Annotated in this window: 11 protein-coding genes; 8 read left to right on the plus strand and 3 right to left on the minus strand. The window is 70.3% G+C overall.

Features of this window, described 5'->3' with window-relative positions; all coding sequences use genetic code 11:
• The first annotated feature begins 36 nt into the window (after positions 1-36).
• Positions 37-2952, plus strand: coding sequence for a helix-turn-helix transcriptional regulator (locus ACFWW9_RS22170; protein ID WP_390380897.1), 2916 nt, complete (start codon positions 37-39; stop codon positions 2950-2952).
• A 197-nt stretch (positions 2953-3149) separates the two neighbouring features.
• Here the strand turns inward: ACFWW9_RS22170 and ACFWW9_RS22175 are convergent, their stop codons facing one another.
• Complete coding sequence (locus ACFWW9_RS22175) at positions 3150-4136, minus strand: pirin family protein (protein ID WP_390380900.1); 987 nt, start codon at positions 4134-4136, stop codon at positions 3150-3152.
• A gap of 247 nt (positions 4137-4383) precedes the next feature.
• Here ACFWW9_RS22175 and ACFWW9_RS22180 point away from each other — a divergent pair, with 247 nt between their 5' ends.
• Positions 4384-5412, plus strand: a complete 1029-nt coding sequence (locus tag ACFWW9_RS22180) for an NlpC/P60 family protein (protein WP_390380903.1) — start codon at positions 4384-4386, stop codon at positions 5410-5412.
• Between the two features lie 54 nt (positions 5413-5466).
• Here the strand turns inward: ACFWW9_RS22180 and ACFWW9_RS22185 are convergent, their stop codons facing one another.
• Positions 5467-6774: an alpha/beta fold hydrolase gene (locus tag ACFWW9_RS22185; RefSeq protein WP_390380906.1), complete on the minus strand. Its 1308-nt coding sequence runs from the start codon at positions 6772-6774 to the stop codon at positions 5467-5469.
• A gap of 194 nt (positions 6775-6968) precedes the next feature.
• Between ACFWW9_RS22185 and ACFWW9_RS22190 the strand changes: the two genes are divergently transcribed.
• Entirely contained in the window at positions 6969-7706 is a 738-nt protein-coding gene (locus ACFWW9_RS22190; protein WP_390380909.1) for a peptidylprolyl isomerase, read from the plus strand.
• 106 nt (positions 7707-7812) lie between these two features.
• Positions 7813-8811 carry a Ca2+-dependent phosphoinositide-specific phospholipase C gene (locus ACFWW9_RS22195; protein ID WP_390380912.1) on the plus strand — a complete coding sequence of 333 codons (999 nt, stop codon included), beginning with the start codon at positions 7813-7815 and terminating at the stop codon, positions 8809-8811.
• 58 nt (positions 8812-8869) lie between these two features.
• On the opposite strand, the gene paaZ is transcribed toward ACFWW9_RS22195, so the two are convergent.
• On the minus strand, positions 8870-10900 hold the full coding sequence (paaZ, locus tag ACFWW9_RS22200) for a phenylacetic acid degradation bifunctional protein PaaZ (protein ID WP_390380915.1): 2031 nt from the start codon (positions 10898-10900) through the stop codon (positions 8870-8872).
• A gap of 280 nt (positions 10901-11180) precedes the next feature.
• Here paaZ and ACFWW9_RS22205 point away from each other — a divergent pair, with 280 nt between their 5' ends.
• From ACFWW9_RS22205 to ACFWW9_RS22220, 4 genes are all read left to right on the plus strand, one after another.
• Complete coding sequence (locus tag ACFWW9_RS22205; RefSeq protein ID WP_390380918.1) at positions 11181-12449, plus strand: family 16 glycosylhydrolase; 1269 nt, start codon at positions 11181-11183, stop codon at positions 12447-12449.
• Positions 12450-12688: 239 nt separating this feature from the next.
• A complete protein-coding gene (locus ACFWW9_RS22210; RefSeq protein ID WP_390380921.1) occupies positions 12689-13696 on the plus strand; it encodes an efflux RND transporter periplasmic adaptor subunit in 1008 nt (335 codons plus the stop codon).
• Complete coding sequence (locus ACFWW9_RS22215) at positions 13696-14394, plus strand: ABC transporter ATP-binding protein (RefSeq protein WP_390380924.1); 699 nt, start codon at positions 13696-13698, stop codon at positions 14392-14394. Before ACFWW9_RS22210 ends, ACFWW9_RS22215 begins: the two co-directional genes overlap by 1 nt.
• 83 nt (positions 14395-14477) lie before the next feature.
• Positions 14478-15698, plus strand: a complete 1221-nt coding sequence (locus ACFWW9_RS22220; RefSeq protein WP_390380927.1) for an ABC transporter permease — start codon at positions 14478-14480, stop codon at positions 15696-15698.
• Positions 15699-15805: the final 107 nt, after the last annotated feature.

The following is a 15805-nucleotide window of genomic DNA, read 5'->3' on the forward strand; positions in this document are numbered from 1 at the left end:
ACCGGTGGACGCCGGCGGCTCGCTAAGGTCGGCCTCATGCAGACCCGCGCGCCGGTGGTGGTCGGCCGGGACAAGGAAGTCCACGAGCTGGAGCGGGCACTGGAGCACTCCAGGGCCCGCCGCGGCAGTGCCGTGTTCCTGGTCGGCGAAGCGGGCGTGGGGAAGTCGAGACTCGCGCGGGTCGCCGCGGGCCGCGCGTTCGACAGCGGTATGCGGGTGCTCCGCGGCCGCGGCAGCACGATCGGCCCGATGGTCCCGTTCCGCCCGCTGTCGGAGGCGCTGCTGTCGCTGTTCCGCGGCGGCGAGGCCCCGGACGAGGAGGAGCTGGGCCCGTACAAGCCGGTGCTCGGCAGGCTCATCCCGGAGTGGAGCCGGGGCGAGGGCCAGCACAACGGCGAGTCGCTGGTCGTGCTGGCCGAGGCGGTGCTGCGGCTGCTGTCCATCGTCGGCAAGCGGCAGGCGTGCCTGCTGGTGCTGGAGGACCTGCACGACGCCGACGCCGAGACCCTCGCGGTCATCGAGTACCTGGCCGACAACCTGGACCAGCAGCCCGTGGTGCTGCTGGTGACCATCCGCGCCGAGCCCGGCAACGCACTGGACGTGGTGTCGCTGTCCGCTCAGCGCGACGCGGGCGTGCTGCTGGAGCTGTCGCGGCTCTCCCGCGACGAGGTCCGCCGCATGGCCGCGTCCTGCCTGGAGGTCGAGCCGGACGCCGTGCCCGCCGAGGTGGCGGACCGGCTGTGGGCCGACAGCGCGGGCAACCCGTTCGTCGTCGAGGAACTGCTGCACGGCATGGTCAGCAGCGGTCTGCTGGTGCCCGGCCCGGACGGCTGGCGGGTGCTCGGCGAGCTGCGGATCGAGGTGCCGACGGCGCTCGTGCGCAGCATCGCCCACCGCACCGACCGGCTCGGGCCGCAGGGCCGTGAGCTGCTGTCGGTGGCCGCGGTGCTGGGCCACCGGTTCCCGCTCTCGGTCGTGCAGCGGGTGACCGGCATGGACCACCGCGGACTGCTCAGCCACCTGCACGCGGGCGTGGCCGCGCAGCTCGTGACACCGGACGAGCCCGCGCCGGACTGGTACGCCTTCCGCCACCCGCTCACCGCGGAGGCGCTGCGCGCGCAGCTGACGCCCAGTGACAGGGCGGAGATCTCGGGCCGAACGGCCGACGCCATTCAGATCGCCTATCCCGACCTGCCGGGCGAGTGGTGCGCGCTGGTGGCGTCGCTGCGGCTGGACGCGGGCGAGGACGCCCAGGCGGGCAGGCTGCTGGCCGAGGCGGGTCGCCGCGCGCTCAAGGGCGGCGCGCCCGGTTCCGCGATCACCCTGCTCGACCAGGCCAACCGGCTGCTGACCAGCGGCGTCGACCCGGAGATCCGCGCGGACGTGCTGGAGTCGCTGCTGCCCGCGCTGACCGAGGCGGGCCAGTTCGAGGCGGGGATCCGGCTCGCGGACACGCTGGCCGAGCTGGCGGCCGCCGGGCTCGCCCGGCCGCGGCGGGCCACCCTGCACATCGAACTCGCGCGGGTGGCCTACATCGCGGGCCGGTGGGACTACGGCATGGCCCAGGTCGCCGCCGCCCGCGCGCTGCTGGGCAACCACGCCGAGGACGAGCAGACCGCGCCGGTCGACGCCATCGCGGCGGCGCTGACGCTGCACACCCAGAGCCCGGACCGGATCGCCGCGGCCGCGGTGCTCGCGCGCCGGGCCGTGGACGCCGCGAAGCGGGTGCCGCTGCCGCTGGTCGGCTGCGAGGCGTGGCAGCTGCTGGGCATCCTCGCCCGCGAGAACAACCTCGCCGAGGCCAACGCGTGCTTCGAGCAGGCCAGGATGCTGGCCGAGGAGTACGACCTGCCGATCCAGCAGGTGTACGCGATGGTGCGGATCGCGGGCAACGACTGGCTCGTCGACGCGACCACGACGACGCTCGACCGGACCCGTGAGGAAGCGCAGCGGGTCGGCGCGATCACCATCGCCTACAACGTGGACGCGATCCGGTCGCTGCACGCGGTGCTCGTGGGCGCCTACGACGAGGCCGCCGACCTGGTGGAGCGGACCGCGCAGGTCACCTCCCGGCTCCAGATGACGCCGCTGACCCGGTACCTGCTGATGGTCAAGGCGACCTCGGCCGCGCACCGGCTCGACCGCCCCGCCATGGAGCAGGCCATCGCCGAGTTCCGCTCGGTGTCCGGCGGCGGCTCGCAGGAGCTGCCGCTGTGCTTCGGCCTGGCGCGGACGTTCTGCGCGCTGCTGGAGGAGGACCGCGACCTGGCCGAGAGCGAACTGGCCCAGGCGCTGGCGTACGAGGCGGAGAACCCGACCACGTTCCACCTCGCGGGCCGCCACGGGCTGCACCTGCTGCTCGGCGTGCTCGCGGGCCGGGCGGGGTGGCCGCACTACCGGGAGATCACCAGCGCCGCCGCCAGCGGCATGCGGTGGAACCGGGTGTTCGCCGACCTCGCCCACGCCGTGCTGCTCGGCCGCGAGGGCAGGACCGCCGAGGCGGGCGACGCCGTGCGGGCCGCCCAGGAGTCCGCCGCCGTGTTCCCGGTCGCCCGGCACCTCGGGCTGCGGCTCGTCGCCGAGGCGGCGCACGCCGACGGCTGGGGCGACCCGGTGGCGTGGCTGCGCGGCGCGGAGGAGTACTTCCACCAGGCGCAGGTCACGCCGGTCGCCAGCGCGTGCCGCGGGCTGCTGCGCCAGGTCGGCGTGTCGGTGCAGCAGCGGCGCACCGGCACCGAGCAGGTTCCGCGCCAGTTGAGAGTGCTCGGGATCACTGTTCGGGAGTTCGAAGTGTTCCTGCTCCTGGCGAACCGGATGGGCAACAAGGCCATCGCGGCACGCCTGCACATCTCCCCCAGGACCGTGGAGAAGCACGTCGCGAGCCTGATCAGCAAGACGAGCCGACCGGATCGGGAGGCGCTCAGCACGTTCGCCGCGGCGATGGCGAGCTGAGCCCGGTCGGGCTGATCGGAAATTCTCATGGGCTTGTCCGCGCGGTTGGCGTACACGAAACCGATTCACCGCATAGACTCTTGGTTGCCCGGTGTTGTCGACCCCCCTGACCGCACCCGGCGTGTACACGGCCCCCGGCTCCCAACCCCCCAGGTGAGCTGGGGGCCGTCGCACGTTCCACGGCCCCCTCACCAGGGTCAGGACATCTGTCCGCCCACGTCACCGTGGGGCAGGTACTGGGCCGGGATGCTCCCGAGTCGGCCCGCCTGGTGGTCCTCGAAGGCCTGCAACACCTCGGCGCGGGTGTTCATGACGAACGGCCCGCCCCACGCGACCGGCTCCCGGATCGGCGCTCCACCCAGGACGATCACCTCCATCTCGGCGTGGCGCGACTCCTGCTTGCTCGCGCCGTCCACCACGATCGTGTCGCCGGGCCCGAACAGCGCGAGCTGCCCGGTGGAGATCGGCCGCCGCTCGGCGCCGACCGTGCCGTCGCCCGCCAGCACGTAGACCAGCGCGTTGAAGTCCGGCCGCCACGGCAGCCGCACGCGGGCTCCGGGGCTCACGGTGGCGTGCAGCATCGTCATCGGCGTGTACGTGGAGCCGGGCCCCTCGTGGCCCGCCACGTCACCGGCGATGACCCGCGCCAGCACCCCGCCGTCCGGGCTCGCGAGCAGCACGGACTGGTGGCCGCGCAGGTCCTGGTAGCGCGGCTCCACCCACTTGCGGGCCTTGGGCAGGTTCACCCACAGCTGCACGCCGTGGAAGACCCCGCCGGTGCGCACGAGTTCCTCGGTGGGCTTCTCGATGTGGAGAACTCCCCCGCCCGCCGTCATCCATTGGGTGTCCCCGTTGGTGATGTTGCCGCCGCCGCCGTGCGAATCGGCGTGTTCGAATTCGCCGTCGATGATGTACGTCACGGTCTCGAACCCGCGGTGCGGATGCCACGGAGTGCCCTTCGGCTCGCCCGGCCCGTAGTCCACCTCGCCCATCTGGTCCATGTGGATGAAGGGGTCGAGGTCGGCGAGGTCGATGCCCGCGAAGGCGCGTCGGACGGGGAAGCCCTCGCCCTCGAAACCGCGCGGACCTGTGGTTACCGAGCGGACCTTCCGGTCGGCCGCGTCCGGGGCGGGTTCGGGGATGCGGGCCAGGCTGGTGATGTCGGTGACGGTGACCGCGGGCATGTCGTCCTCCAGGTTGACACTTCAACTCACCGGTTCAACGTAATTTCGAGTGATCGCATTCCCGTAGAGCCGTTCGGGGCAGCGAAAACTCTAAGGTGGACTCCAAGCAAGACGTTCCGTAACCTGATCGAGACTTCGCGCCAGTCGCTAGCCCTTATGGGCGAAACGACCAGGTCACCGCCGCACAGACTGTGACAGTGCTGCATGGGCACAGGTGGGAAGTACCCGACGAAGGAGGCTGCGCGACGTGTCGTCGCAACCACGCAAGCGGATGTTCCAGGGAGTCCTGGCGGCCACAGCCGTGGCCGCGACGGTCCTCGGCACGGCGCCCTACGCCAACGCCGACCCCGAATCCGAGGCGCTGCAGAAGTACAACGACCTCTCCCACGAGGCCGACGTCCTCAACGCCGACCACATCAAGGCGCAGGAAGCGCTGAAGGTCGCCGAGGACGAGCTGGGCAAGGCCAACACGGACCTCTCGACGGCCACCGACGCGGAGAACGCCGCGAAGGCCACCGAGGAGCAGTTCCGCGGCCAGGTCGACCTGCTCACCGAGGCGTCCTTCGAGGGCGCGCGCTTCAACAACCTCTCCGCGTTGTTGGTGAGCGACTCCCAGCAGGACTTCCTCAACCGCATGTCGGCCATCAGCGTGCTCGCGGCGGACAACAACGAGGCCCTCGGCAAGCTGTCCGGCGCGGTCGCCACGGCGGACCAGGCCCGGTCGTCGGCCAAGGACGCCACGGACCGCGCGAGCAAGGCCAAGGACGACGCCGCGAAGCTCCTCGACGACATCGACAAGAAGGCCGCGGACCTCGACGGTCGCGTCAAGGAGGCGAAGGCGGCGTACAGCTCGCTCAGCTCCTCGACCAAGAACACCCTGAACAGCGGCAGCGCCAACACGCCGATCAACACCACCGCCACCGGTGACGTGGCCGTGGCGCTGAACTTCGCGCTGAGCCAGCGCGGCAAGCCCTACGTGTTCGGCTCCAACGGCCCGGACTCGTGGGACTGCTCCAGCCTCATGCAGGCCTCCTACCGGGCCGCGGGCATCTCCATCGGCCGCACCACGTACGCCCAGGCGGTCCTGGGCCGTCCGGTGTCGCGCGGCGAGGTGCAGCCGGGCGACCTGGTCATCTACTACGCCGACCAGGGCCACGTCGCCATGGTCGTCGACAGCAACACCGCCGTGCACGCCTCCACCGAGGGCGTGCCGGTGAAGACCGCGCCGATCGACTCCATCGGCCCGATCAACACCATCCGCCGCATCGTCGGCTGACCGACCTCGCACCGGAACGGGCGCCAGGGACTCCCCCGGCGCCCGTTCCGCGTTTCACCCCACCAGGTGGCGCACTTCCCCGGCCAGGGTGTCCGGGTCGTTGAAGAAGGCGGTGTGGCCCACCCCGGTCCACGTCAGCAGGCGCGAGCCGCGGATCTGCGCGGCCAGCCCCACGCCCCACGAGTGCGGGGTGGCGGGGTCGTGCTCGCCGCTGACCACCAGCACGCGCGCGGCTCCGCGGACCGGCGTCGGCCCCCACGGGTTGGCCGCGCGGATCGGCCAGCCCAGGCAGCCGGCCTGCACGTCCCAGCCCTCGACGTAGCCGCGGGTCACCGGGGCCGCGGCGCGGATCTCGCGTTGCCGCGCGGCGAGGTCGGTGTAGCCGTGGACCGTGCTCGGGAAGTCGTGGCAGCCGATCACCCGGTACGCGGCGTCCGAGCCGATGCCCGCGAACGCGCTCGCGTCCGGATCTTCCGCCAATGCGGGGACCAGGATCTCGGCCACCCGTGGCCACTGGGAGCGCAGCGACAGGCCCGAGTACATGCCGTAGCCGATCTCGGCCGCCGTGACCCCGCCCGGCGGGTGGTCCAGGAGGTTGCCGTACTCCGCGGCGATGTCACGACCGTGCAGCGCGCAGGTCGTGTCCTCCGCGCACCACGCCGTGAAGCGGGCGAACACGTCCTCGCTGACCACGGCCTCGTCCAGGGCCAGCCTGCGGGAGCCGACGGTGTGGTCGACCGCGCCGTCCAGGACGGCCGCCCGCACCCGACGCGGGAACAGCTGCGCGTAGGTGGCGCCCAGCAGCGAGCCGTACGACAGGCCGAGCCAGGACACCTGCCGCTCCCCCAACGCCCGGCGCACGGCGTCGAAGTCCTTGGCGACGCTGACGGTGTCCACGTGGTCGACCAGCGGCCCGGTCGCCCGGCGGCAGCCCTCGGCCACGTCCCGGTTGTAGGCCACCAGCCGGTCGAACTCGGCCCGGTCGCGGGGGAAGTGGTCGACCTCGGGATCCATCGGCGGCTTCTCGCACGCGATGGCGGGCTTGCTCTCGCCGACACCGCGCGGGTCCACGCCGACGACGTCGAAGCGGTCCCGCAACCCCTGCGGGAACAGGTCCGGCTCGTCCCGGACGACCGACACGGCCGGGCCGCCGGGACCGCCGGGGTTGAAGAACAGCACGCCGAGGCGGTGCGCCCGGTCCGTCGCGCGCTGCCTGCTGACGGCGAGGGTGATCCGCTCGCCTCCGGGCTTCGCCCAGTCCAGCGGGACCTCCACGGTCGCGCACTCCGCCCCGCGGTCGCCGCAGGGCAACCAGGTCGGGCCGGTCGCCGCGTCGGCGTGCGCCACACCTCCTCCCGCCATCGTCACTACCAAAGCCACTGCCAAAGCCCGTCTCACTGCTGCTCCCCGTGCTCGTCGAGTCGAGACGATCTTCAGCCGTGCTTCGGCACCCCGTCGTCAGCCCCGGTGATGACGCGAGGGTCCGACCACCGGCCCTTGTGGCGTCGGCCGGGGGTCCACTAAGACTGGTGGCCGCCCTGACGAGGAGGACTTGAGTGGACGGCAAGAAGATCGTGGTCGCGCTGGTCGTGGCAGCGGGGTTCCTGGTGGGCACCGCGTCGGCGGCCGGGGCCGCGCCCGATCCGGACGCGACCCGAGGCCCGGACGTGACCCGCGGCCCGTGCGCGTACACGAAGACCCCGGACGAGCCCGCCGCACGGCCGGTGCGCCTCCCGAACGACCCGAGGCACACCCCCGACCGCGGCACGGTCGACGTCCTGCTGAGGACCAACCAGGGCCCGATCCCCCTGACGCTCGACCGCAAGCAGGCCCCGTGCACCGTGCAGAGCTTCGTGCACCTGGCCGAGCACCGGTTCTACGACGTCACCACGTGCCACCGGCTCACGACGTACCCGACGCTCAAGGTCCTCCAGTGCGGCGACCCGAGCGGCACCGGCGAGGGCGGGCCGGGCTACAAGTACAAGGACGAGCTGCCCACGACGCTGCCGCCCGCGCCGAACGACCCGACCGGTGAGCGGCGGATCTACCCGCGCGGCACGCTCGCGATGGCCAACGCGGGCCCGGCCACCAACGGCAGCCAGTTCTTCCTGGTCACCTCGGACTCGGTGCTGCGCCCCAACTACACCGTGTTCGGCCGGATCAGCGAGGAGGGCCTGAAGACGCTCGACAAGGTCGCCGCCGCCGGTGTCCTGCCGACGCCGGAGGACCCCGCGCCGGTCGACGGGGCCCCGAAGCTCAAGGTCGACATCCGGCGCGCGACGGTCAACTGTTGACGACCCCGAGCACTTCCCGCGAAGGCCATGCGGAGTTCATCGTGAACACTCTTCACGTTCCTACCCTGCGTAGTCGTACGGGAACGTCCAGTGCGAGGAGTCTCGGATGAAGCGCTTCTTGGCCGCGGTGGCCACGGCGGCCCTGCTGATCACGGTGGTGCCGTCGGCACAGGCGACGCCGACCGCCACCGGCACGACGGCCGTCGGCCTGCACAACAGCTACACGCAGGAGACGGCCCCCTGGCTGGTCGACGTGCTGGACCGCAACCCCGGCATGGTCGAGATCGACGTGTGGACGAACTTCTTCTTCACGAACGACTTCCAGGTCGGCCACGACCCCGGCAACGCCAACAACTGCTCCAACGCCACGACCTACGAGGGCCTGAGGTCGGGCAGCCGCAACCAGAACCTGGCGGGCTGCCTGCGCAACCTCAAGCTGTGGCACGACCACAACCCGAACCACGCGCCGCTGGTGGTCAAGGTCGAGATGAAGAACGGCTTCGACGGTCGCGCCGGGTTCGGCGTGCCGCGGTTCGACAGCCTGATCGCCTCCACCCTGGGCGCGGGCAACGTCTTCGGGCCCGCCAACCTCAAGGGCGGCAGCGCCGACCTCGACTCGGCGGTGCAGGCGAACGGGTGGCCGTCGCGGTCGTCGCTGACCGGCAAGTTCATCTTCATCGTGGAGAACGGCACGTTCGAGCTCCAGAACCCGTTCGACAACTACGACACCGACCTGGAGGTGGCCGACCGGCTGATCGCGGCCAACTCCGGCGGCACCCTCGCCTCGGCGCTGTCGTTCCCGGCGATCAACGGCGCGTCGGCGACCGACCCGCGCACCGGTGACCGCGGCGGCTCGCGCAAGCCGTGGATGGTCGTGTTCGACGGGAGCGCCACGTCCTTCGCGGGCTTCGGCGGCGGCCCCTACCTCGGCGGCAAGTACCTGGTCGTCATGACGGACGCGCACAGCGTGCCGCCCGCCATCGACAACCGCGCGCCCGCCGCGGCCGACGCCCAGGCGAAGGTCCGGCAGCTCGGCGCGCTCGGGGCGACGATCGTGTCCAGCGACTGGACGGCCCCGGAGGTCCTCTCCTACACCACGAGCTAGTCGAACGAGAAGGGACCGTTTCGTCCACTGTGGACGAAACGGCCCCTTTCCCTTTGTGCTAGCGGGTCTTCGCGACCAGCGTCAGCACGTCGTACTTCGCGACCGACTCGCCCTTCTGGTTGACCAGGTCGGCGTCCCACCGCACCTCGCCGTAGTCCTGGTCCTCGCGAGGCGTGATCTGCTTCGCCGTCAGCGTCACGGTCAGCTCGTCGCCGGGGAACGTGGGCGTGAGGAACCGCAGGTTGTCCAGGCCGTAGTTGGCCAGCACCGGACCGGGCTCCGGCGAGACGAACAGGCCCGCCGCGAACGACACCACGAGGTAGCCGTGCGCGACCCGGCCGCCGAAGAACGGGTTCGCCTTGGCGGCCTCCTCGTCCATGTGCGCGTAGAACGTGTCGCCGGTGAACTCGGCGAAGTGCTCCACGTCCGCCAGCGTCACCGTGCGCGGACCGGCCACGACGCTGTCGCCGACCCTCAGCTCCGCCAGGCTCTTGCGGAACGGGTGCTCGTCGGACTCCGTGCGCGGCGCGCCCGGCACCCACCGGCCGGTGATGGCCGCGAGCACCTTCGGGCTGCCCTGCACGGCCGTGCGCTGCATGTGGTGCAGCACGGCCCTCATGCCGCCCATCTCCTCGCCGCCACCGGCGCGGCCGGGGCCGCCGTGGACCAGCGCGGGCAGCGGCGAGCCGTGCCCGGTGGACTCCTTGGCGTCGTCGCGGTCCAGCACCAGCATCCGGCCGTGCCACGCGCCCGCGCCCAGCACGACCTCGCGGGCGAACGCGGGGTCGGCCGTGACGACCGAGCCGACCAGGCTGCCCTGGCCCCGTGCGGCCAGGCGGATCACGTGCTCGGTGTCGGTGTACGGCATCAGCGTGCTGACCGGGCCGAACGCCTCGACCTCGTGCGGCTGGGCCAGTTCCGGGTCGTCGGCGCGCAGCAGCACCGGCGAGAGGAACGCGCCGCGCTCGGCGTCGGCGTCCACGACCTCGACGTGCTCGGGGTCGCCGAACACGATCCGGGACGCCTCCAGGAGCCCCTTGAGCGACCGCCGGACCTCCTCGCGCTGCTCCAGGCCCGCCAGCGCGCCCATCCGCACGTCCGGGTTGGCCGGGTTGCCGACGACGACCTTGCCCAGCCGCGCGGACACGGCCTCGGACACCTCGTCGATCAGCGACGCGGGCACGAACGCGCGGCGGATCGCGGTGCACTTCTGGCCCGCCTTGGCGGTCATCTCGGTGACGAGTTGCTTGACGAACAGGTCGAACTCCGGCGTGCCGGACACCGCGTCCGGGCCGAGGATCGAGCAGTTGAGCGAGTCGGCCTCGGCGTTGAACCGGACGCTGGAGCGGACCACGGCCTGGTGCGTGCGCAGGTGCTGCGCGGTGGAGGCGGAGCCGGTGAAGCCGACGAGGTCCTGCTCGGTCAGGTGGTCCAGCAGGTCGCCCGCGCTGCCGGACACGAGCTGGAGCGACCCCTCGGGCAGCAGCCCGGAGCCGATCATCAGCTCGACCAGCTTCTCGGTCAGGTACGCGGTCTGCGACGCGGGCTTCACCAGGCTGGGCACGCCCGCGAGGAACGCCGGGGCGAACTTCTCCAGCGGGCCCCACATCGGGAAGTTGAACGCGTTGATCTGCACGGCGACCCCGCGCAACGGGGTGGCGATGTGCTGGCCGAGGAACGTGCCGCCGCGCCCGAGCGGCTCGACCGCGCCGTCCACGTAGACCGTGTCGTTCGGCAGTTCCCGCTTGGCCTTGCTGGCGTAGCCCAGGAGCACGCCGATGCCGCCGTCGACGTCGATCATCGAGTCGTTCTTGGTGGCGCCGGTGCGGGCGGACAGCGCGTACAGCTCGTCGCGGTGCTCGCGCAGCGTCGACCCGAGCGCCTTGAGCAGGGCCGCGCGCTGGTGGAACGTCAGCTCGCGCAGCGCGGGGCCGCCGACCTCGCGGCCGTGCCGCAGCGCGGCGGCCATGTCGATCCCCGCCGACGAGATCCGGGCGATCTCCTCCCCCGTCACCGCGTCGTGCAGGGGCGCGCCCTCCGCTGTCGGCACGTGCCAGCGGCCGGAGACGTAACTGCGCAGCAGAGCCATCGGGGTCGTCCTCCAAGGTCCGGGGTGATCTACCGACCGTTCGTTCAGTAAAGCAGGCGGGTCGCGCCCTCGTCAGCACACTAGCGGGGAATGCCTTCGTTCAGTCCGCACTGAAACGATAAATAGGGTTGGATCTTCTTTCATCGTGACTTGAACAAAGAGGTCGAGTAACGTCCCCGTGACACCAGGTGGTTCGGACCATTTACCACTGATCCCCCCTGACGACCGCCGATCAGTGGTTCGACGCCGAACCGCCACCCTGCCTGAAAGGTGATCTGCGATGTCGACACGAGGGCCTCTTCGGCGCGCCCGAGCAGCGGGAATCCTGGGCGCCGTCCTGCTGATGACCCTGGGCGCGGTCTCCCTGTCCACCCCGGCCAGCAGCGCGCCCGCCGCCACCGCACAGGACGTCGGCGCCATGGCGACCACGTTCGCGGACGAGTTCAACGGTCCCGCCGGGGGTGGGGTGGACGGCAGCAAGTGGCAGTTGGAGACGGGTGACAACGTCAACAACCACGAGCGCCAGATGTACACCAACAGCCGGAGCAACGCGTCGACCGACGGCGCGGGCAACCTGGTCATCACCGCCCGCCGCGAGAACCCGGCCAACTACAACTGCTGGTACGGCCGCTGCGAGTACACCTCGGCGCGGTTGAACACGGCGGGCAAGTTCACCCAGACGTACGGCCACTACGAGACGCGGATGAAGCTGCCGCGCGGCCAGGGCATGTGGCCCGCGTTCTGGATGCTGGGCGCCGACATCAACAGCGGCAACCCGTGGCCGGGCAGCGGCGAGATCGACATCATGGAGAACGTCGGCTTCGAGCCCAACACCGTCCACGGCACGCTGCACGGCCCCGGCTACTCGGGTTCCGGCGGCATCGGCGCGGGCTACAACGGGCCGAACTTCTCCGACGGCTTCCACACGTTCGCGATCGACTGGGCGCCCAACCAGATCCGCTGGTCGGTGGACGGCAACGTCTACCAGACCCGCACGCCCGCGGACCTGAACGGCAACCAGTGGGTGTTCAACAAGCCGTTCTTCATCATCATGAACCTGGCGGTCGGCGGCTACTGGCCCGGCGACCCCAACAGCAGCACCCAGTTCCCGCAGCAGCTGCTGGTGGACTACGTCCGCGTCACGACCTCCGACACCACCCCGCCGCCCTCCGGCGGCGGCCGGATCATCGGCCTCGCGGGCAAGTGCCTCGACGTGGCCGGTGCCAACAGCGCCAACGGCACGCCGATCCAGATCGTCGGCTGCAACGGCAACGCCGCGCAGAACTGGAGCCGTCCCGGCGACGGCACCATCCGCGCGCTGGGCAAGTGCCTGGACGCGGCGTCGGCTGGCACGGCCAACGGGACCCTGGTCCAGTTGTGGGACTGCAACGGCACCGGCGCCCAGCAGTGGGCCGTCAGCGGCGCTCGGGACATCGTGAACATCCCGGCGAACAAGTGCCTCGACGTCATCGGCAACAACTCCGCCGACGGCACCCGGACGCACCTGTGGGAGTGCACGGGAGCGGCCAACCAGAAGTGGACCGTCTGATCCGACTTACCGGGAACCGCTCGTGTCCTCTTCGGACACGGGCGGTTTTCTCTTTGCGCTGAACGAGGAACTCGCAGGTCAGCTCGTCGGGCACGATTCGGGATTCGCGGCAATCGGCCGATCGGCCACTCCCGCGATGACCGTTTTGCCGAAGCGCGTGGTGCAACCCGGATCGTCTCATGGGCGTCTAGTTCTCGAGGTCGAATCCGACCGGACACTCGTCAGTGGGGGGATACCCGGTGTTGAAGCAAGTCCTCGTCCGCGCGGGCGGACTGGCCGTCGTGGTCGTCGCCGCGACCGCCTGCGGCTCGTCGGGGGCGGCCCCGTCCAACCCGGACCTCGCGCCGCGCGGCACGGCCATGACCACCGCCAAGCCGACCCGGCAGGACCTCACGAACAAGGTGAGCCTGACCGGGAAGGTCACGATGAACCCGGTGTTCGGCCTCGTCGCGCCGATCGACGGCCAGGTGCGGTTCATGGACGTCAAGGAACCCACCTCCACGCCCACCGTGGCGACGAGGATCGGGTCGGTGTGGGCGAACGGTGAGCCGACGTGGTTCGAGGTGCCCGCGGGGGCCGCGTTCTCCGGGCGGTTGGTGGACGACAAGGCGACCGTGACGGCCGGGATGCCGGTGGCGTCGGCGAAGCTGGCGGGTTACGGCATCGCGGCGGACATCGACAGCGCGCAGGCGTACCGGATCGCGGACGGGGCGGCGTCGGTGCAGGGGCAGATCAAGAACGGGCCGGGGCCGTTCCCGTGCACGGTGCTCGGGACGATCGCCGCGCTGCCCGCGGGGACCGTGCCCGCCGCGCCGCCGGAGGAGAAGAAGGACGAGGAGAAGGACAAGACCCAGTCGACGGGTGCTCCCCAGGCCCCGCAGAAGGACCAGTCCGGCACGGGGCAGAAGTCCGAGGCGACCGGGCTGCGGCTGGTGTGCACCGCGCCCGGTGACGTGAAGCTGATCAACGGCGCGGCGGCGACGCTGGAGGTCGTGACGCAGACGTCGGCCAACGCGCTCGTGGTACCGGTCGAGGCCGTCGCGGGCGGGCAGGGCAACGGCAAGGTCGAGATCGTGAAGGCCGACGGCAGCAAGGTGATCGCGGACGTCGTCCTCGGGTTGACCGACGGCAAGGTCGTGGAGATCAAGTCCGGCCTCACCGGGGACGAGACCGTGAGCCTGCCGGGGCCGAACCTGCCCACCGCGCCCCAGCAGCAGGACCCGAACTCCCCCAAGTCGGGGTCGTGATGACCCCGCTCATCGACATCACCGGGCTCACCAAGACGTTGAAGGGGCAGGACGAGCCCCGCACGATCCTCGCGGGCGTCGACCTGACCCTGCACGCCGGGGAGAGCGTCGCGATCCTCGGCCGGTCCGGGTCCGGCAAGAGCACGCTGCTCAGCCTGATCGGCCTGTTCGACCGGGCGGACGGCGGGCGGTACCTGTTGAACGGCAACGACATCACCCGCGTCCCCGAGCGCAAGGCCGCGGCGCTGCGCAGCGAGGAGTTCGGGTTCGTGTTCCAGCGGTTCTTCCTGCTGAAGCACCTGACGGCCGTGCAGAACGTGTCCATGGCGCTGGTGAACGGGCAGGGGTGGCTGCCGCGGCGGAAGCGCAAGGCGAAGGCGATGGAGGCGTTGGAGAGGGTGGGGATCGGGCACCTCGCCAAGCACAAGCCGCCTCGGTTGTCGGGTGGTGAGCAGCAGCGGGTGGCTATTGCTCGGGCTTTGGTGCGGGAGCCGAAGATTCTGTTGGCGGATGAACCTACTGGGGCTCTGGATACCGAGACGGGGAACTTGGTGGTGGAGGCGCTGCGGTCGGCCACTGATCGGGGGTGCGGGTTGATCCTGGTGACCCATGATCACGACCACGCGGCGAAGATGGGGCGAGTGCTTCAGTTGACCAACGGGGTGTTCGACCGGGAGTCGGGGCGGGTGGTCGTGTGATGCGGCTGTCCGGGCGGTTTCGGTCCTCGTTGATCATCGGGGGGCAGGGGATTCGGGCCCGCAAGATGCGGACCTTCCTGTCGATGGTGAGCTTGTTCCTGGGGGTGCTGGCCGTTGTCACCGTGCAGGCGGGGTCGGTGATCGCTCAGCGGGCGTTGTTGTCGGACATCGAGATCAGTCAGGGTAAGGATGGGACTGTCCGGACTTACCTGCCGAGCAAGTCTTCGCCGGTGGCGTTGGAGTTGGTGAAGGGGCGTTCTGATGCGGCTGGGTTGACTACTGGGAAGGCGGTTATCGGGGAGCCTGGGGTTAAGCCTCTGAATGAGGGGGGCGGGCCTTTGGATGAGGGTGGCGGGTTTCGTGGGGCTATGTCTATGACCTGCGATGCCAGTGGGCAGTGTCGGCCTGTGGAGGACAATCCTGGTGCGCCGCCCGGGCAGGCTATTGAAGTGGCGATGAAGTCCGTTACCGGGGATGTTCGGCAGTTTCGGCCTTATCGGGTTGAGTCCGGGGAGTGGTTGGATTCCAGTAGTGCGCCGTCGTTGTCGCCGCGGATCGTGGTGAACAAGAAGGCTGCGGAGGGGTTTGCTCGGCATAAGGTGCCTGCGGAGATGCGGGTGGAGGGGGCTGTTGCCAACACCACTCCGCGGATTGTGGGGGTGGTGGATGATGGGAGTTGGGGGCCGACGATTTACATTCGGTCTGATGAGTTGTTGAACTGGATGTCTGTTGAGAGTTTGAGTGATGAGCGGTATGGCGGGGTGGAGTTGATGCTCGCGCCTGGTTCGACTGCTGATCTTCAGCAGACGTTGAGGAGTCGGTTGGTGGCGTCGGGGGTTGCGCCGGAGGAGATCTCGTTCCAGACGGTGAACTCGTTGAAGGAGATGCAGTCGCAGCTCACGTTGATGCGGTGGATCTTCCTGGGGATGGCCGGGTTGGTGTTGTTGATCGGTGTGGCTGGGATCTTGAACGTTGGGTTGGCCACTGTGGGGGAACGGATCGAGGAGTTCGCGTTGCGGCGGGCTGTGGGGACGCCTCGGTTGTTGTTGGCGGGGATTGTGTTGGCGGAGACGTTGTTGACCGGGCTGTTGACTGCGGCGTTCGCCATTGGGGTGGGGGCGGTGGGGTTGAAGGCCGTTAGCGTGGTTTTGGGGTCTCGGGAGCCGTTTCTTCAGGATGTGGCGTTTCCCTGGGAGGCTGGGGTTGCCGGGGTGATCGCCGGGTTGGTCGCTGGGGTGTTGGGTGGGTTGATTCCGGCTGTGCGGGCTGCTCGGATTCCGATTGCTACTGTGATGAGGGCTTGAGGGTTAGGGGCTAACCCCCGATTGCGCCAATTATCCCACCCTCTTTCGTCTTGTCAAGGCTGGAAAGACGCCTTGACAAGACGAAAGAGGGTGGGGGCGCAAAAACA

It is taken from the genome of Umezawaea sp. NPDC059074, assembly GCF_042738955.1.
GTDB lineage: Bacteria > Actinomycetota > Actinomycetes > Mycobacteriales > Pseudonocardiaceae > Umezawaea.